Origin of the sequence: Pseudomonas sp. Choline-02u-1 (assembly GCF_002836515.1) — a bacterium.
In the GTDB taxonomy this organism is placed as follows: Bacteria; Pseudomonadota; Gammaproteobacteria; order Pseudomonadales; family Pseudomonadaceae; genus Aquipseudomonas.
Window position 1 is genome coordinate 177,309 of sequence record NZ_PJBC01000060.1, and the last position, 18,774, is coordinate 196,082.

Below are 18,774 nucleotides of genomic sequence, written 5' to 3' on the forward strand. Positions count from 1 at the left end.
CGCTTTCTTATTGCACCTGCTCGGTTGCCGGTGGATCGAACGGATAGATCCGGCGCCATTCCGACGCCATGTCCACCACCGTCCAGCCACGGGTATTCGCTTCGTCGAGGGCCTTGTCGAGTCGGCCGATATTCGATTGCCGGTCATATGCCCACTCGCGCTTGGCATCGGTGTGGTGCACCAGCCCCATCAGGCGCTTGCCGGGCCCGGCGGCGGTCCACTGCAGCATCTGCAAGTCACCGTCGGAATTACCGAAGGCCAGAATCGGCCGTCGACCGATCACCGCATCAATGCTTACTGGTTTGCCCGGGCCGTCGTCGTTGTGCGCGACTTTCGGCGTGCGCACGATAGAGGCTTTGCCGTCCTTGAACTGGTAAGAAGTGACGAAGGTAGTGCCGATCACCTGTTCCGGCGCAATGCCATAGACCTTCTCGGCAAAGGCGCGCATGAAGCCGGTGTCGCCACCGGATACGATGTAGGTCTTGAAGTTCTGGCTGCGCAGGTAGTCGAGCATTTCCAGCATCGGCTGGAAGATCATTTCCGTGTAGGGCTTGCCGGTTTTCGGATGGCGGGCCTGGCTGAACCAGGTTTTCGCGTAGTCATCGAAAGCTTCGGTGGTCATGCCGCTGTGGGTGGCGCCGACGATCTTCAGCAAACCGTCCATGCCCGACGCGGCGAGGGCTTTGTGATCATTTTCCAGCACCGCTTTGAACGGCTGTGTGGTTTTCCATTCGGGGTGTTGCGCGGCGGTGCGCTTGACCTCGTCGAAGGCAAACAGCAATTCGAAATACGCCGGTTGCTCGCTCCACAAGGTGCCGTCATTGTCGAACACGGCGATCCGCTCGGCCGGTTTGACGAAGTCCTTGCTGCTCGGGTCGGTCACGGCTTGGACGAATTCGATAATGCTCTTCTTGGCCGGACCGTCATTCCACGATGGCAGCGGTTCATTCGCCTGTGCCAGCAGGGGCAGGGCCAGTGTCAACAGCAGGGCAAGACCGAAACGTTGGCAAAACAGCAACGGGTTGATCATGTGAAATCCTTCTCATGCACTGGGTTAAGCGGGCGCAGGGCTGGCGCGGGTTTCGCGTGTTGCCTGGCGACCTGACTTTGAAGCGTAGACAACGATTGGCGAAGCTGAACAAGTGTTTGATCGACGGCAGACTGACGGCCGTAAAGCCCGCGTAACACACCCTGCAAACGCGGCCCGGCGCCCGTAAGTTTCAAGCCCAGACGACTGCGCCGTAGCCACAGGTACAGCGCGGTCAGTTGGGCGGGTCTGGCTCGCAATTGCGGATCGATCTGCTGCCAGGCGAACGCGGCCGATTGCTGCCAGGCCAATTGCTTCGCCCGTTTATGTGCGAGCCAGCGTCGATGGGCGCGAACGGCGACGGGCCGCAGCAAGTACACACCGACGGCGAGGCCGACCGACAGCGCCAGCCAGAGCAGCCAGCGGCTGGAGAAGTGCAAGTGGTTCTGTTGCAGTTGCCTGAGGTCTGCGGCGAGCGAAAACACCGGTTTATAGGCGTTGTTGGCTGCGGCCTCGAAGCTCACGGCCGGCACCTCAGCGCTGCGGATCTGCTTCGCAGAGGCGTCCCACCATTTCACGCCGATGGCTGGCAGCATGTAAGTACCGGCGCTGTCGATGCGATAGCTGGCGCTGTCGACGCGTTGACCGCCAAGGATATTGCCGCGACCGTCATCCAGCGCTTTGACTTGTGGCGTCTTCGCGTAGCGACTCAAGCCGGCAACATCACTGAAGGTCGGAATCGGCAGGGCCATCGCCAGCGCGCCATCGGCTTGCAGGGTGAGCTCACGGGTGATGCTGTCGCCGACTTGCAACGGCGTTGCAGAATGGGTAACGATCTGCTTCATGCGCAACCCATTGGCAACCAGAGGCGTCTCCCCGGGCGCGAAGCCAGGCGGCTGGGCGGCGCTGAAACTCAGCGGCTGGCTTTGTGCGCTGATGTCCTCAGTGGCCTGGCCCAGCCTGGCGCGTACGGTCAGCGCCGGAATATCGAAACTGCGTGCGACGTTGGGTGTGATCAGATAGCTATAGCGCAAGCCATTGAACGACTGGCCATCGATGGTCTGGTTCAGATGCTGCGCCTGGCCGTTTGGCGGCATCACCAGTGCACCGTCCAGTTTCAGGGCGGGCAGGGCGGCGGCGCTGGTGAACCAGGTGTCGGTGAGGACATCGAGTTGCAGTTCGACCAGACCGCCAACCATCGCGCCCTCGCTGGGGTTGAGGTGGGCCTGGACTTTCAGTTGCGGGGGGGCAGCAACAGCGTTCAGGGACAGCAGACTGGTCAGCAGTAGTGCGCTGAGTTTTGCGGTGAGTGTCCGGGCCTCTTCGCGAGCACGGTTCATGGCTGGTCTACCTGCTGATCCTGCAAGCTGAACTTCTGCCTTAGAAACTTCGCCGGTGAGGTGGTCAGGTTTTCCAGCCACAGCGCGTCGGACGCCGCCTGCTGAGTCGCGACCTTTTTGCTCTGACCTTTACCGGGTGCCTTGTCGAATTTGATTTCATCAGGTTTGGTTTGCGGAGCGTTTTTCTCGGCGCTTTCGGTGTCCTTGAGCAGCGCCTGGGCCAGGGCCAGATTGGCGCTCGCTTCGGGAAATTGCGGCTGCAGTTTCAACGCCTGGCTGTAGGCGGCAATCGCCTGATCGAACTTGAAGCGGCGCACGTAAATGTTGCCCAGGTAGAAATACGCCTGCGGCGTGTCCAGGCGGGCAAAGGTCGCCATTGCCAAGTCGTAATCGGCAGCGTGATAGGCCGCGACGCCTTTCCAGTTCGGGTCGACGAACAGCGCCGCGGCTTCGGGCAAACGATCATGCTCAAACGCCCAGCGGCCCTGTTGGTCGCGGGTGAAAAACGCATCGGTGAGGGCGTTGGCCTGCGCCGGCGCCGCAGGCCATCCCAACCCTACGGCCAAAAACAGCGCCGGTATCCAGTTGACGCTCCAGCCCTTGCGCACGCTGAACAGCGCCAGTAACAGCAATGGCCAGCAGAGCCAGTAACCGGCGTCCTTCCAGTGCAATTCGCGCTGTTCGGCGCTGGCACTCTGGAAGTGTTGGCGGGCGTGCAACTCGATCCACTCCAGGTCATCGTTATTCAGGGTCAGGCTGCCGAGCGGCGCGTCGACGGCCGAGGCCAATTGCTTGAGGGCCGCCTGATCGAAACTGCCGAGCACCGGTCGTCCGCTGCTGTCGATTTTCGGCTGGCCGCTGGCGGTAGTGATGACGCCCGAGTCTTCGCTGCCCACCGCCAGAACCAGAACCTGCAAGGCACTGCCGTCGAGGTGTTTTTGCAGATCATCGAGTTGCGTGGTATCGGCCCCGTCAGTTATCAGCAGCAGACTGCCCGGGGTGTTCTCGGCGCTGAGCAAGCGTTTCGCTTGATCGATCACGGCGGCGACGTTTTTGCCGGGTTTGTCGATCAAGCCCGTGCCTAGGGCCTGGATGAAACTGTCGAGCAGCGCCGGATCGTCGGTCGGTGGCAACACCAGATGGGCGCTGCCGGCATAGGCGATCAGTGCGGTCCGCGCAGCAGCGCGACGTTGAAGCAGCTCATGCAGCTTGTGCTTGACCGCCTCCAGCCGCGTCGGCGGCACATCGTTGGCGTCCATCGACGGCGAAAGGTCGACGGCAACAATCAACGGCGCGCGGTTCTCGAGAAAGTCCGGGCGATCCTGTTCCCACGTCGGCCCGGCAGCGGCGAGGGCGCCAAGAATCAGCAGCGCGCATAGCAGGTGTACCGGGCGCAAGCGTTGGTGATCCTGCGGGGTGATCAACAAGTGCGGCAGCAAGTGTTCGACGATATTGCCGCGCAGGCGTTTTTGCAGGTCGCGGCTGCGGCGCCAGATCAGTGGCAGCATTGCGCCGAACAGCGCAAGCAACAGCCACAGCGGGCGCAGGAAGTGGAAATCGCTGAGGTTGATCTCCATTTCAGGCCTCCTGCCGCTGCCGCGCAACCGTCAGGTTCGGGCGTAAAAGGGCGCCCAGCTGATACAGCGCTAACAACAGCAATGCTGCGCCCAGCGGCCAATAAAACAATTCCCGTTGCGGTTGATGGCTGAGGGTTTTCACCTGATGCGGGGTGAGCTGGTCGAGGGTGGTGTAGACCTGATCCAGTGCCGCGCGATCTTCGGCGCGGAAGAAGCGGCCGCCGGTGGTATTGGCGATCTGTTCGAGGCCTTGCAGATTGACCTTCGCTTCGCCGGAAGCGTCGGGGTCGCCGATGCCGATGGTATGAATGACCACGCCTTTGTTGGCCGCCATTTCGGCGGCGTGATCCGGGGTGATGGCGCTGCTGGTGTCGTTGCCGTCAGTGAGCATGATCAGGACTTTCTCCTGCTCATGGGCCTTGTCGAGCAATTTCAGGCTGAGCCCGATCGCATCGCCGATCGCCGTGTTGGGGCCGGCCATGCCGATCCCGGTATCGGCCAGCAACAGCGACAGGCTGGCGTGATCGAGGGTCAGAGGAGCCTGTGGATAGGCACCGCTGCCAAATACGATCAGGCCGATGCGGTCGTCCTTGCGCTTGTCGATGAAGCCTTGCACCACGCCTTTGACCGCCGCCAGGCGATTGATTTTTTCGCCTTGGGCGTTAGTGAAGTCCTCGGTTTCCATCGACTGCGAAAGGTCGATGGCGAGCATCAGGTCACGCACCGGTTGCTGGCGCTCGATCGGCTTTTCGACGTACACCGGGCGCGACACGGCCAGCAGGATCAGCGCCCACACCAGCACATTCAGCAGCAGTTGCCAGCGATTGCGCCGACTGCCAGCGGTGCCTGGCGCTTCGCCGACCGCGCGGCTCATCGCGGCGAAAAACGGAACGCGCACAGCACTGCGTGCTTCGTTGTAGGCGGGCAAAAAGCGGTAAGCCAGCCAAGGCAGCGGCAGCAGAAGCAACAGCCAGGGGTAATCAAGCTGCCACATGGTGATGCTCCACCCAGTATTGGCAGCTGTCGAAGAGCATTTGCCGTTGGGCTGCGGGGAGGGCGCGCAATACGGGGTCCGGCGCGTAGGCGAGTTGGGCCAGTTGATTGCTGAAGTCGGCGGGCATTCTGTTTTTGCAATGTCGTTGCAGAAATTCCTGCCAGCCATCTTTGCCAAGCGCCGCCGGCCCTTCTGGGAGCGAACCTGCTGGCGAAAGCGCTGTGTCAGTGGATCGAGGTATTGCGTGCGCTGACGTCTTCGCGAGCAGGCTCGCTCCCACAGGGAATACATTCCAGCGTCGCGATCGAGTGGGCATGGACAGGGCTACGCGTTTGAGCAGCTCAGGCAATTCGCGCAGGGCGTTGAGATCGTCGCTGCGGCCGCGCAACTGTGCCAGTCGGGCAAGGGCTTCACGGCGATAGCGGTCGCGGCGCCATTGCCAGTATCTGCGCAGGCCGAGCAACAGCGCGGCGAGTATCAGCACCGCCAGCAACAACCACCAGCCCCACGTTTGCGGCGCATAGCTGACGGGCGCGGGCAGGGCCAGCTCCTTGAGCTGATCGATGCTGGGGATATTCGGGTTCATCGCGCGCCCCCGGCGCTTTTGCCCAGTTCGGCGCGCAGTTGCCCATGGGCGTCCTCGGCGGTGCTGATCATCATCAGCGGCACCTGACTGCGGCGCAGCAGGGTGGCGACGTCCTTGAGCCGCCCGCTGAGAAAATTCCCCAGCGGCTGATGCACGTTACGTTTCTCGATCGCCAGTTCGACCTGCAACTCGCCCTGGGTGACCAGCAGGCGACCGTTGTTCGGCAGTTTCAGCGCCAGCGGATCATAGACCTGCAAGGCAATCACATCGTTGTGCGCCGACAGCTGCCGCATCAATTGCAAGGTGCGTTCACCGGCGCCGGCAAAGTCGCTGACGATGCAGATCAAGTGGTCGTGCCCGGCCACACCGAGGCAACGCTGCAAGGCCTTGTCCAATTGGTCTTCATCTTCGGCGTCGGGATTACCGGCGTTCAGCGCGCGGTTTTGCTGCACCACGCGGCTGAGCAGTGCCTCGACACGCTTGCGACTGCGCAACGGCGCGATGCTGTCGATACGCTGGTCGTTGAAGACCAGACCGCCGACCCGATCCCCGGCGTGAAAAACCATCCACGCCGCCAGCGCGGCGAGTTCGGCGGCGACTGCCGATTTGAAGCTGCGCTGCGAGCCGAAGAACATCGACATGCGCTGGTCGACCACGATCAGGGCCGGGCGGTCGCGTTCTTCGGTGAAAGTGCGCACCACCGGTTTGCCGGTACGCAACGAGGCGCGCCAGTCGAGGTGGCGCAGGTCATCGCCCGGTTGATAGCGGCGCAACTCGTCGAAGTTCAGCCCGCGACCGCGCAGCCGCGAAGCGTGGTTGCCGGCGAGGATGCTGCCCTGCGGCTGCCGGGCAAGAAAACTCAGGTCACGGGCCTTGAACTCCAACGCCATCAATTGCGCGAGAGAGACGTAGACCAAGCCTTCGTCGTTCATGCGGGAATCGCCACTTTGTCGAGAATCCGGTCGAGCACTTGATCGGCGCTGACGCCATCGGCAACGGCGTCGTAACTCAGCTGCAAACGATGGCGCAACACCGGATGAACGACTGCGCGGACGTTGTCCGGCGAGACGAAGTCCTGCCCCTGCAGCCAGGCATCGGCGCGGGCGCAGCGGTCCAGGCCAATTCCGCCACGCGGGCTTGCGCCAATGGCAATCCAGCGTGCGAGGTCTTCGTCGTAGTCGGCGGGGTGGCGGGTGGCGTTGATCAGGTCGACCAGGTAAGTGTCGATTGCCGGTGAAACGTGCACGGCGCTGACTTCCTTGCGCGCGGCAAAAATCACCTCCTGCGGCAAAGTGAAATTCCTTACCGGCGTGGTGCTCGCACCTTGGGCAAACTCTTCGTTGCGCAGCAGGCGCAGCACCTGGCTTTCGTTTTCGGCGCTGGGGTAATCGAGCAGCACCTTCATCAGAAAACGGTCCATCTGCGCTTCCGGCAGTGGGTAGGTGCCTTCCTGCTCGATCGGGTTCTGCGTCGCCACCACGATGAATAGCTCCGGTAGCGCATGGCTGTTGCCGGCGACGGTGATCTGGCGTTCCTCCATGGCTTCGAGCAGCGCCGCCTGGACCTTGGCCGGGGCGCGGTTGATTTCGTCGGCGAGGATCAGATTGCCGAACAGCGGGCCGGGCTGGAATCGGATCTCGTTTTTGCCCTCGACCTGGTGCAGCACCTCGGCGCCAGTGATGTCCGAGGGCAACAGGTCGGGGGTGAACTGGATGCGGCTCATCTTGGCATCAAGGTGTTTGGCCAGTGCCTTGACCGTGCGTGTCTTGGCCAGCCCGGGCAGACTCTCCAGGAGCAAATGACCATTGGCCAACAGCCCGAGCAGAATTTGCCGGATGACTTGATCCTGGCCGAGCACCGCTTCGGCGATGCTGGCTTGCAGGGCGTTGAGGTCGGTAAGCGCTGTCATGGGCAGTCCTTTGTGTCCGGGTCTAGAAAAACGCCAGGGTCAGATTGACGCTGAAGCCATTGCCTTCGGGGCGGTTTTTGGTGTCGAACTCTGGCACCCAGCGCGCGCTGATATTGGCCTGGGCATCGGCGAATTTTCCGGCCCAGCCAACCACCGGGCCGGCGCCAACCGAACGGCCGCGATAGCCATTGAAGACATCGGCGGTCTGGCCTTTGTCGTCGGTCAACTGCTGCACGTAGCCGGCGGCAAGTCCGGCGTTCCAGCCATTGCCCAAGCCGTGAGTCCAGAGGGCGTCGAGAGTGAAGATGTTGCCGTTGCGATAGTCGGTAGCGTCGTTCTCGGTGTAGAACTCCAGCCCGCTGGACAAGGTGAACTCGCCGCCCTTGCCGTCGAGGTGGGTAAAGGCCACGGTTGGCATGAATGTGTAGTTATTCTGTCCAGGGTTGGCCAGGCGATCCTTGTTATAGGCGCCGGTCGGCACGTAGATCGGTAGCGACAGCGAGAGATGATTGAGTTCGTCGAAGTGATAACCAGCGGCGATCGGGGTGATCAGCGCATCGGCAAACTGCGTGCCGGAATCGCTGTCACCCAAAGTGCGCCCGCGCGGGCCGGTGATGCTCGCCTTGATGTCGGTGTATTGCACCGGCAGGCCCATTGCCGAGGCGAAATTCCAGCGGCCCTTGCCGGTGTTCCAGACATGGGTGAAGTTGGCCATGGTGTAGGAGACTTTCACGTCGATCCCGCCACTGATCGCGCCGGAAATCGGTGCGCCGTCGCTGCCCTTGAGCGAGCCGTCGTACCAGATGCTGGTCAACGACATTACCCAGCCCGGCTCCGGCGGCACGATGCCAGCATTGGCGAACACTTGCTGGCCCGTGATCGGCCGGCCGACGCCACCTTCCGCGGCGAACAGCGATGGACTGGCGCCCAGGCACAGCAAGAGGAGGAGACGCCCGCTCGGTGGCTTGAGCATGGCGAACGCCGCGTCATCCGGCCCCGGCAGAAATCCTCTATTTCCGGCTCGACTGCAGATCATTCCCGATTCCATGGTGTTTTTCCGGACAACTGAGCACTGTCGCGCCGCTACTGCGTTATCCCTTTGCTTATCAAGCCTGTAGGACACGTCCTTCTGAAACTAGCAGCTAATCGGGAGTTAGCCAGTCGAAGGAAGTAATTCGTTGGTGCGGGGGACGCGGTGCACATATCACACCTCTAATCGTCGGAGCCGGGCTTAATCGAAGGTGGTTGTGGCGGCACTGCAAACTTCCGTGGAAGCGAGCCTACTCGCGAAAGCGGTAGTCCAGTTGACACACGTTTCTGATATCGATACCTGATTTCGCGGGCAGGCTCGCTCCCACAGGACTTGTATACAATCTCGCAGCCGAGCGCCCAACAATTTCCAACGGGGCATAGGTCGTCAGCCGATTTCGTGGTTAACTTCCGCCTCTTGCATGCTTTCCAATCAAAAAACAGAAGGACTCAAGTCATGGCTCAAGTCACCCTCAAAGGCAATCCGGTTCAAGTCAACGGCCAGTTGCCACAAGCCGGTTCCAAGGCGCCAGCCTTTTCCCTGGTAGCCGGCAATCTGTCCGACGTCACCCTGAAAGACTTCGCCGGCAAGCGCAAAGTCCTCAACATCTTCCCAAGCGTCGACACCCCGACCTGCGCCACCTCCGTGCGCAAGTTCAACGCCCAGGCCAACGACATCAGCAACACCGTGGTGCTGTGCATCTCCGCTGACCTGCCGTTCGCCCAGGCGCGCTTCTGCGGTGCTGAAGGCCTGGAAAACGTACAGAACCTGTCGACCCTGCGCGGCAGCGAGTTCATCGAAAACTACGGCGTGGCCATTGCTGACGGCCCGCTGAAAGGCCTGACCGCTCGCGCCGTTGTGGTTCTGGACGAAAACGACAACGTCCTGCACAGCGAACTGGTCAAGGAAATCGCTGAAGAGCCTAACTACGAAGCGGCACTGTCCGTTCTCAAGTAAGGCTTTTACAATTGTTAACGGCCTGGCCCTGTCCAGGCCGTTTTCATTTGTGTATCAGGGTTTTGCCTCACACCTTGAAACGTAAGTGGAAGGTAAATTGCCGGTAAAGCTGCTTTGCTTAAATCCACTCAGTGCTTATCGTTCAGCCTCCCGTAATAGAAGCCCACGCGCCCAATGGTCAATAACTCCATGCAATCGTCCCCCCGCAAATCCCGTCGCTGGCTGATCAGCCTGCTGGTCCTGTTGGTCATCGCCGTACTGTGCTGGAAATTCTGGCCCGCCGGCTCTGCTGACAAGGCGGGCGGCGACAAAGCGGCCGCCGGGCATACCGGGCGTGCGGGAATGATGCGACCAGGCTTTGGTGGCGGCACCGGGCCGATTCCGGTGCGCGTGGCGCCGGCGGTGAAGGGCGATTTCCCGCTTTATTACAAAGCGCTGGGCACGGTAACCGCGCTGAACACAATCAATGTCCGCAGTCGGGTGGGCGGCGAACTGGTGAAGATTCATTTCGAAGAAGGGCAGATGGTCAAGGCGGGCGACCTGTTGGCCGAGATCGATCCGCGTCCGTACCAGAACGCTTTGCTCCAGGCCGAAGGCACGCTGCTGCAGAATCAGGCGCAACTGAAAAACGCCCAGGTCGACGTCGAGCGTTACCGCGGCCTGTATAAAGAAGACAGCATCGCCAAACAGACCCTCGACACTGCCGAAGCGCTGGTCGGGCAGTATCTGGGTACGGTCAAGACCAATCAGGCCGCGGTCAACGACGCCAAACTCAATCTCGAATTCACCAAGATCCGCGCGCCAATTGCCGGCCGCGTCGGTCTGCGTCAGGTCGACGTCGGCAACCTCGTCGCCGCCAACGACACCACGTTCCTCGCGGTGATCACCCAGACGCAACCGATCAGCGTGGCCTTTACCTTGCCGGAAAACAGCCTCGACACCGTGCTGGCCCGTTACCGCAGCGGCGCCAAGTTGCCTGCCGAGGCGTGGGATCGTGGCGACACCAAACTGCAGGCCACCGGCGTGCTGCAAAGCCTCGACAACCAGATCGACGTCGCTACTGGCACCCTCAAGTTCAAGGCTCGCTACGATAACCGCGACCAGTCGCTGTTCCCCAACCAGTTCGTCAACGTCCACCTGCTCGCCGACACGCTCAAAGGTGTAGTGCTGGCACCGTCGGCGGCGATTCAGTTCGGCACCAACGGCACCTTCGTCTATGCCTTGGACGGTGACAAGAAGGTCACCATTCGCCAACTGAAGATCGGCGCCAGCGACGGTGACAACACCGTGGTCACCGAAGGCCTCGCCGCTGGCGATCGGGTGGTGCTTGAAGGCACTGATCGTCTGAAGGAGGGCAGCGAAGTCGAAGTGGTCAATGACAGCAGCGAAGTGCCGACCTCGCCGACCGAACACCTGCAAGGCAAGTCCGCCGCCAATCCGGATGCGACTGCTGTTGACAAGGCCAAGAAGGGCGCATGAACATTTCGCGGCTGTTCATCCTCCGTCCGGTAGCCACAACCCTGAGCATGCTGGCCATTGTTCTGGCCGGCCTGATCGCTTATCGCCTGTTGCCGGTTTCGGCCTTGCCGCAGGTCGATTACCCGACCATCCGCGTCATGACCCTGTACCCGGGCGCCAGTCCGGACGTGATGACCAGCGCCGTCACCGCGCCGCTTGAACGCCAGTTCGGGCAAATGCCGGGCCTCACGCAAATGGCGTCGACCAGCTCCGGCGGCGCTTCGGTGCTGACCCTGCGTTTCAGCCTCGACATCAACATGGACGTCGCCGAGCAGCAGGTGCAAGCCGCGATCAACGCCGCGACCAACCTGCTGCCGACCGACCTGCCGGCACCGCCGGTGTACAACAAGGTCAACCCGGCGGACACTCCGGTGCTGACCCTGGCCATCACCTCGAAAACCATGCTGCTGCCCAAGCTCAATGATCTGGTCGATACGCGCATGGCGCAGAAAATCGCCCAGATCAGCGGTGTCGGCATGGTCAGCATTGCCGGCGGCCAGCGCCAGGCTGTGCGGATCAAGGTCAACCCCGAAGCGCTGGCGGCCAACAGCCTCAACCTGTCGGACGTGCGCACGCTGATCGGCGCCTCCAACGTCAACCAGCCGAAAGGCAACTTCGATGGCCCTACCCGGGTATCGATGCTCGATGCCAACGACCAACTGACCTCGCCCGAGGACTACGCCAACCTGATCCTGACCTACAAGAACGGCGCGCCGCTGCGGCTCAAAGACGTGGCCGAAATTGTCGATGGCGCCGAGAACGAGCGGCTGGCCGCGTGGGCCAATCAGAATCAGGCGGTGCTGCTGAACATCCAGCGTCAGCCCGGTGCCAACGTCATCGAAGTGGTCGACCGCATCAAGGCCTTGCTGCCGAGCATCACTGATAATCTGCCGGCCGGCCTTGATGTCACCGTGCTGACGGATCGCACCCAGACCATTCGCGCCTCGGTTACCGATGTGCAGCACGAACTGCTGATCGCCATCGCGCTGGTGGTCATGGTCACGTTCCTGTTTCTACGCCGCGCCAGTGCGACGATCATTCCCTCGGTTGCCGTGCCCCTGTCGTTGATCGGCACCTTCGGCGTGATGTACCTCGCCGGCTTCTCGGTGAACAACCTGACGCTGATGGCACTGACCATTGCCACCGGCTTCGTGGTCGATGACGCCATCGTCATGCTCGAGAATATTTCGCGCTTCATCGAAGAGGGTGACAGCCCGATGCAGGCCGCGCTCAAGGGCGCGAAACAGATCGGTTTCACTCTGATCTCCCTGACGCTGTCACTGATTGCCGTACTGATTCCGCTGCTGTTCATGGCCGATGTGGTGGGGCGCCTGTTCCGTGAATTCGCCATTACTTTGGCCGTGGCAATTCTTATTTCCCTGGTCGTGTCGCTGACCCTGACGCCGATGATGTGCGCGCGTTTGCTCAAGCGTGAACCGCAGGAACACGAGCAAGGCCGTTTCTATCGCGCCAGCGGTGCGTTCATCGATTGGATGATCAAGGAATACGGGCGGATGCTGCGCTGGGTGCTCAAGCATCAGCCGCTGACCCTGCTGGTCGCAATCGGCACACTGGCGTTGACCGTGTTCCTCTATGTGATCGTGCCGAAGGGCTTCTTTCCAGTGCAGGACACCGGTGTGATTCAGGGCATTTCCGAAGCGCCGCAGTCGATTTCCTTCGCGGCGATGGGCGAGCGGCAGCAGCAACTGGCGAAGATCATCCTCGAAGATCCGGCGGTGCAGAGCCTGTCGTCCTATATTGGCGTCGACGGCGACAACGCCACGCTCAACAGCGGCCGCTTGCTGATCAACCTCAAGCCTCATGGCGAGCGCGATCTGACGGCCAGCGAAGTGATCGCACGCCTGCAACCGCGGCTGGACAAACTGGTCGGCATCCGTCTGTTCATGCAGCCGGTGCAGGACCTGACCATCGAAGATCGGGTCAGCCGCACCCAGTACCAGTTCAGCATGTCTTCACCGGATTCCGAACTGCTCAGCCAGTGGAGCGGCCGTCTGGTCGAGGCGCTGGCACAGCGTCCGGAGTTGACCGATGTTGCCAGTGACCTGCAGGACAAAGGCTTGCAGGTCTATCTGGTGATCGACCGCGACGCCGCTTCGCGTCTGGGTGTTTCGGTGGCCAATATCACCGATGCGCTATATGACGCGTTCGGCCAGCGGCAGATTTCGACCATTTACACCCAGGCCAGCCAGTACCGCGTGGTGCTGCAAGCCCAGGCCGGCGAGAAAATCGGCCCGCAGGCGCTTGATCAGATTCACGTCAAGACCACTGACGGCGCGCAGGTACGCCTGTCGAGTCTGGCCCACGTCGAAGAGCGTCAGGCGCAATTGGCGATCACTCACATTGGCCAGTTCCCGGCGGTGATGATGTCGTTCAACCTCGCGCCCGGCGTGGCGTTGGGGCATGCCGTGGACATCATCGAGCAGGTGCAGCAGGACATCGGCATGCCGGTGGGCGTGCAGACCCAGTTTCAGGGCGCGGCGCAAGCGTTTCAGGCTTCGCTGTCGAGCACCTTGCTGCTGATTCTCGCAGCGGTGGTAACCATGTACATCGTGCTCGGCGTGCTCTACGAGAGTTACATCCACCCGATCACCATTCTCTCCACCTTGCCGTCGGCCGCAGTCGGTGCCTTGCTGGCGTTGCTGCTCAGTGGCAACGATCTGGGGATGATCGCGATCATCGGCATCATTCTGCTGATCGGTATTGTCAAGAAGAACGCGATCATGATGATCGACTTCGCCCTCGACGCCGAGCGAACCCAGGGCATGGCCCCGGCAGAAGCTATCTATCAGGCGGCGCTGCTGCGTTTCCGTCCTATTCTGATGACCACGCTGGCAGCATTGTTCGGTGCCGTGCCGCTGATGCTGGCCACCGGTTCCGGGGCTGAATTGCGTCAGCCTCTGGGACTGGTGATGGTCGGTGGTTTGTTGGTGAGCCAGGTGTTGACGCTGTTCACGACGCCGGTGATTTACTTGTACTTCGACCGCCTCGGAAGGCGCTTTGGCAAAGCCAAAGCCGAAGGTGAAGAGGTCGCGGTATGACTGGCAGAACGCTTGAACCCTGTGGGAGCGGGCTCGCTCGCGAAAGCGGCATGTCAGCCGCTGCACAGGTTGGCTGTGCCGCCGTCTTCGCGAGCAAGCCCGCTCCCACAGGGGAATTGTGTGAAGGCGAGGATCGCGTTCGATGAACCTCTCCGGCCCTTTCATCAAACGTCCCGTGGCAACCATGCTGCTGTCCCTGGCAATCATGTTGCTCGGTGGGGTCAGCTTCGGTCTGCTCCCGGTGTCGCCATTGCCGCAGATGGATTTCCCGGTGATCGTCGTCCAGGCCAGTCTGCCGGGCGCCAGTCCCGAGGTGATGGCTTCGACGGTGGCGACGCCGCTGGAGCGTTCGTTCGGTGCGATTGCCGGCGTCAACACCATGAGCAGTCGTTCCAGTCAGGGTTCGACACGGGTCATTCTGCAATTTGACCTCGACCGCGACATCAACGGCGCGGCGCGCGAAGTGCAGGCGGCGATCAATGCGTCGCGCAATTTGCTGCCGAGCGGGATGCGCAGCATGCCTACTTATAAAAAGGTCAACCCGTCGCAGGCACCGATCATGGTGCTGTCGCTGACCTCGGACGTGCTGGAAAAAGGCCAGCTCTACGACCTGGCCTCGACGATCCTCTCGCAAAGCCTGTCGCAGGTGCAGGGCGTCGGCGAGGTGCAGATCGGTGGCAGTTCGTTGCCGGCCGTGCGCATCGAGCTCGAACCGCAGGCGCTCAACCAGTACGGCGTGGCGCTCGACGATGTGCGCAAGACCATCGCCGACGCCAACGTGCGCCGGCCCAAGGGTTCGGTCGAGGACGGCCAGCGTCTGTGGCAGATCCAGGCCAACGACCAACTTGAGAAAGCCAAGGACTACGAGTCGCTGATCATTCACTATGCCGACGGCGCCGCGCTGCGTCTCAAGGATGTGGCGAAAGTCAGTGATGGCGTCGAAGACCGTTACAACAGCGGTTTCTTCAACGACGATGCGGCGGTGCTGCTGGTGATCAACCGTCAGGCCGGCGCCAACATCATCGAAACGGTCAACGAGATCAAGGCACAGTTGCCTGCACTGCAAGCGGTGCTGCCGGCCAGTGTCAAACTCAATCTGGCCATGGATCGCTCGCCGGTGATCAAGGCCACGCTGCACGAAGCCGAGATGACCCTGCTGATCGCTGTCGCCCTGGTGGTGCTGGTCGTCTATCTGTTTCTCGGTAACTTTCGCGCCTCGTTGATCCCGACCCTGGCCGTGCCTGTGTCGCTGGTCGGTACCTTTGCGGTGATGTACCTCTACGGTTTTTCGCTGAACAACCTGTCGCTGATGGCGCTGATACTGGCCACCGGACTGGTGGTGGACGACGCCATCGTGGTGCTGGAAAACATTTCCCGGCATATCGACGAAGGCGTCAAACCGATGCAGGCGGCGTACCTCGGCGCCAAGGAAGTCGGTTTCACTTTGTTGTCGATGAACGTGTCGCTAGTGGCGGTGTTCCTGTCGATCCTGTTCATGGGCGGGCTGGTCGAAAGCTTGTTCCGCGAATTTTCCATCACTCTCGCGGCGGCGATCGTTGTGTCGCTGGTGGTGTCCCTCACGCTGACGCCGATGCTCTGTGCGCGCTGGCTCAAGCCGCATACGCCGGGGCAGGAAAACCGCCTGCAACGCTGGAGCCAGAAGACCAACGACTGGATGGTCGGCAAATACGCCACCAGCCTCGACTGGGTGTTGCGTCATCGGCGTCTGACCCTGTTCAGCCTGTTGCTCACCGTTGGCGTCAACGTCGCGCTCTATGTGGTGGTGCCGAAAACCTTTCTGCCGCAGCAGGACACCGGCCAACTGATCGGTTTCGTGCGGGGCGACGACGGTTTGTCGTTCAACGTCATGCAGCCGAAGATGGAAACCTTCCGCCGCGCCGTGCTCAAGGATGAAGCGGTGGAAAGCGTGGCCGGATTCATTGGGGGCAACAACGGCACCAACAATGCCTTCATGATCGTGCGCCTGAAGCCGATCAAGGAACGCCAACTGTCGGCACAGAAAGTCATCGAGCGTCTGCGCAAGGAAATGCCCAAAGTGCCCGGCGCGCAATTGATGTTGATGGCCGACCAGGACCTGCAATTTGGCGGCGGCCGCGAACAGACCAGTTCGCAGTACACCTACATTCTGCAAAGCGGCGACCTCGCCGAGCTGCGCAAATGGTTCCCGAAAGTGGTCAGCGCTCTGCGTGCCTTGCCCGAGCTGACCGCCATCGATGCGCGCGAAGGTGCCGGGGCGCAGCAGGTCACGCTGATCGTCGACCGGGATCAGGCCAAGCGCCTCGGTGTCGACATGAACATGGTCACGGCCGTGCTGAACAACGCCTACAGTCAGCGGCAGATTTCGACCATCTACGACAGCCTCAACCAGTATCAGGTGGTGATGGAGGTCAACCCGAAATACGCCCAGGACCCGGTGACGCTCAAGCAGGTCGAGGTGATTACCGCTGACGGTGCGCGGGTGCCGCTGTCGACGTTCGCTCACTACGAAAACAGTCTGGAAAACGACCGGGTCAGCCATGAAGGCCAGTTTGCTTCCGAAAGCATTTCCTTTGACATGGCCGAAGGTGTGACCGTAGAGCAGGGCAGTGCGGCCATTGAGCGGGCAATTGCCAAAGTCGGCCTGCCGGAAGATGTCATTGCGAAAATGGCCGGTACCGCTGATGCCTTTGCCGCCACGCAGAAGAGCCAGCCGTTCATGATCCTCGGTGCGTTGCTGGCGGTGTATCTGGTGCTCGGTGTGCTGTACGAAAGCTACATCCACCCACTGACCATTCTCTCCACCTTGCCCTCGGCCGGGGTTGGCGCGTTGTTGTCGATCTATGCACTCGGCGGCGAGTTCAGCCTGATTTCGCTGCTGGGGATATTCCTGCTGATCGGCGTGGTGAAGAAAAACGCCATTCTGATGATCGATCTCGCGCTGCAACTGGAGCGGCATCAGGGGCTGTCACCGCTGGAGTCGATCCGCAGTGCCTGCCTGCAACGGCTGCGGCCGATTCTGATGACCACGCTGGCGGCGATCCTCGGCGCCTTGCCGCTGCTGCTCGGCCGCGCCGAAGGTGCGGAAATGCGCCAGCCGCTGGGCCTGACCATCATTGGCGGCCTGGTGTTCAGCCAGGTCCTGACCCTTTACACCACCCCGGTGGTTTACCTTTATCTCGACAAGCTGCGCCATCGTTTCAACAAATGGCGTGGCGTGCGCACTGATGCCGCTCTGGAAACTCCGCTATGACTGACCGTTCGCTTATCCACTTGGCCACCGTGCGCGGCTCCCGCCTGTTGAGCCTGTCGTTGTGCGTGGCGCTACTCAGCGCTTGCGCCGTCGGCCCGGACTACGAGCGCCCGCAAACCGCAGAAATTGCTCAGTTCAAGGAAGCCGAAGGTTGGCGTCAGGCCAACCCCAGCGACTCGCTCGCCCGGGGCGCCTGGTGGGAGCTGTACGGCGATCAGCAGCTCAACGCACTGATCGTGAAACTCAACAGCGCCAACCAGACCGTCGCCCAATCCGAGGCGCAGTTCCGTCAGGCACAGGCTCTGGTGCGCAGTGCGCGCGGGGCGTTTTACCCGAGCGTCGACCTGAGTCTGGGCAAGAACCGTTCAAGTCAGGGCACCGGCAGCAGCAGTTCAAGCCTGAGCAGTTCCTCAAGCGGTATTCGTGACACGTATACCGCGCAGTTGGGCGTGAGTTGGGAAGCGGATGTGTGGGGCAAACTGCGCCGTGGGCTGGAGGCGGACGAAGCCAACGCCCAAGCGAGTTTTGCCGATCTGGCGGCGATGCGCCTGAGCCAGCAGTCGGAACTGGTGCAGAACTATTTGCAGCTGCGGGTCATCGACCAGCAGAAGCGCCTGCTTGAAGCCACCGTTGCCGCTTACGAGCGCTCGTTGAAAATGACCCAGAATCAGTATCGCGCCGGGGTTTCCGGGCGCGATGCGGTAGCGCAGGCGCAAACCCAGTTGAAAAGCACCCAGGCTGATCTGGTCGACCTGATCTGGCAGCGTGCACAGTTCGAAAACGCTATTGCCGTACTGACCGGCGAAGCACCGGCCAACTTCAGCATTGCCGAAAGCCAGAGCATCCCGAATCTGCCGCAAGTACCGCTGAGCTTGCCTTCACAGCTGCTGGAACGCCGTCCTGACATCGCTTCGGCCGAACGCTCGGTAATCGCCGCCAACGCCAACATCGGCGTGGCTAAAGCCGCGTATTACCCGGACCTGACCCTGAGTCTGAGCGGCGGTTACAGCAGCAGCACCTCGAAAAACCTGATCAGCCTGCCGAACCGTTTCTGGTCGGTCGGCCCGCAGCTGTCGTTGCCGCTATTTGACGGCGGCATTCGCTCGGCCGAGGTCGACCGCAGCGAAGCGGCCTACGACGAAACCGTCGCCCGTTATCGCCAGACGGTGCTCGACGGGTTCCGCGAAGTGGAAAACTACCTGGTCCAGCTCAAGGTGTATGAGGACGAAGCGGCGGTGCGCCAGGAAGCGCTGGATGCTGCCCGCGATTCCCTGCGCCTCACCGAAAACCAGTACAAGGCCGGCCTGATCGCGTACATCGACGTGGTGGTGGTGCAGGCCACCGCGCTGAGCAATGAGCGCAGTGTGCTGAATATCCTGCAGAACCGACTGATTGCCAGTGTGCAGCTGATTGCCGCGCTCGGCGGCGGCTGGGATGGCGAGCTCGACGTCAGCGACGCCACCCGATGATCGTTCCCACGCTCTGCGTGGGAACGATCTTCATCCGCCAGCTCAGCTCGGGCTAAAG

General features: G+C 61.5%; 13 protein-coding genes. 5 read left to right on the top strand and 8 right to left on the bottom strand.

Annotated features, from left to right (window positions below):
* Positions 1 to 7 precede the first annotated feature (7 nt).
* From CXF97_RS17140 to CXF97_RS17175, 8 genes are read right to left on the bottom strand one after another with little or no spacing between them, the layout of a single operon-like run.
* Entirely contained in the window at positions 8 to 1,030 is a 1,023-nt protein-coding gene (locus CXF97_RS17140; RefSeq protein ID WP_101159507.1) for an HAD family phosphatase, read from the bottom strand.
* Entirely contained in the window at positions 1,027 to 2,367 is a 1,341-nt protein-coding gene (locus CXF97_RS17145) for a BatD family protein (RefSeq protein WP_101159508.1), read from the bottom strand. Before CXF97_RS17145 ends, CXF97_RS17140 begins: the two co-directional genes overlap by 4 nt.
* Positions 2,364 to 3,944 carry a VWA domain-containing protein gene (locus CXF97_RS17150; RefSeq protein ID WP_101159509.1) on the bottom strand — a complete coding sequence of 527 codons (1,581 nt, stop codon included), beginning with the start codon at positions 3,942 to 3,944 and terminating at the stop codon, positions 2,364 to 2,366. Before CXF97_RS17150 ends, CXF97_RS17145 begins: the two co-directional genes overlap by 4 nt.
* Before the next feature lies 1 nt (position 3,945).
* Positions 3,946 to 4,938: a VWA domain-containing protein gene (locus tag CXF97_RS17155; RefSeq protein ID WP_101159510.1), complete on the bottom strand. Its 993-nt coding sequence runs from the start codon at positions 4,936 to 4,938 to the stop codon at positions 3,946 to 3,948.
* Entirely contained in the window at positions 4,925 to 5,524 is a 600-nt protein-coding gene (locus CXF97_RS17160; RefSeq protein WP_101159511.1) for a DUF4381 domain-containing protein, read from the bottom strand. Before CXF97_RS17160 ends, CXF97_RS17155 begins: the two co-directional genes overlap by 14 nt.
* A complete protein-coding gene (locus tag CXF97_RS17165; RefSeq protein WP_101159512.1) occupies positions 5,521 to 6,456 on the bottom strand; it encodes a DUF58 domain-containing protein in 936 nt (311 codons plus the stop codon). The genes CXF97_RS17160 and CXF97_RS17165 overlap by 4 nt, the downstream gene beginning before the upstream one ends.
* Complete coding sequence (locus tag CXF97_RS17170; protein WP_101159513.1) at positions 6,453 to 7,433, bottom strand: MoxR family ATPase; 981 nt, start codon at positions 7,431 to 7,433, stop codon at positions 6,453 to 6,455. The genes CXF97_RS17165 and CXF97_RS17170 overlap by 4 nt, the downstream gene beginning before the upstream one ends.
* Before the next feature lie 22 nt (positions 7,434 to 7,455).
* A complete protein-coding gene (locus CXF97_RS17175; protein WP_101159514.1) occupies positions 7,456 to 8,406 on the bottom strand; it encodes a transporter in 951 nt (316 codons plus the stop codon).
* Between the two features lie 513 nt (positions 8,407 to 8,919).
* Between CXF97_RS17175 and tpx the strand changes: the two genes are divergently transcribed.
* From tpx to CXF97_RS17205, 5 genes are all read left to right on the top strand, one after another.
* Positions 8,920 to 9,420, top strand: coding sequence for a thiol peroxidase (tpx, locus tag CXF97_RS17180; RefSeq protein ID WP_071172346.1), 501 nt, complete (start codon positions 8,920 to 8,922; stop codon positions 9,418 to 9,420).
* Between the two features lie 174 nt (positions 9,421 to 9,594).
* Positions 9,595 to 10,899: an MdtA/MuxA family multidrug efflux RND transporter periplasmic adaptor subunit gene (locus CXF97_RS17185; RefSeq protein ID WP_101159515.1), complete on the top strand. Its 1,305-nt coding sequence runs from the start codon at positions 9,595 to 9,597 to the stop codon at positions 10,897 to 10,899.
* The gene (locus CXF97_RS17190; protein WP_101159516.1) at positions 10,896 to 13,997 is read left to right on the top strand and encodes an MdtB/MuxB family multidrug efflux RND transporter permease subunit; all 3,102 of its coding nucleotides are present in this window, start codon (positions 10,896 to 10,898) and stop codon (positions 13,995 to 13,997) included. The genes CXF97_RS17185 and CXF97_RS17190 overlap by 4 nt, the downstream gene beginning before the upstream one ends.
* Before the next feature lie 142 nt (positions 13,998 to 14,139).
* Positions 14,140 to 17,247 carry an efflux RND transporter permease subunit gene (locus tag CXF97_RS17200; RefSeq protein WP_101159517.1) on the top strand — a complete coding sequence of 1,036 codons (3,108 nt, stop codon included), beginning with the start codon at positions 14,140 to 14,142 and terminating at the stop codon, positions 17,245 to 17,247.
* Positions 17,244 to 18,716: an efflux transporter outer membrane subunit gene (locus CXF97_RS17205; RefSeq protein ID WP_101159518.1), complete on the top strand. Its 1,473-nt coding sequence runs from the start codon at positions 17,244 to 17,246 to the stop codon at positions 18,714 to 18,716. Before CXF97_RS17200 ends, CXF97_RS17205 begins: the two co-directional genes overlap by 4 nt.
* Positions 18,717 to 18,774 lie beyond the last annotated feature (58 nt).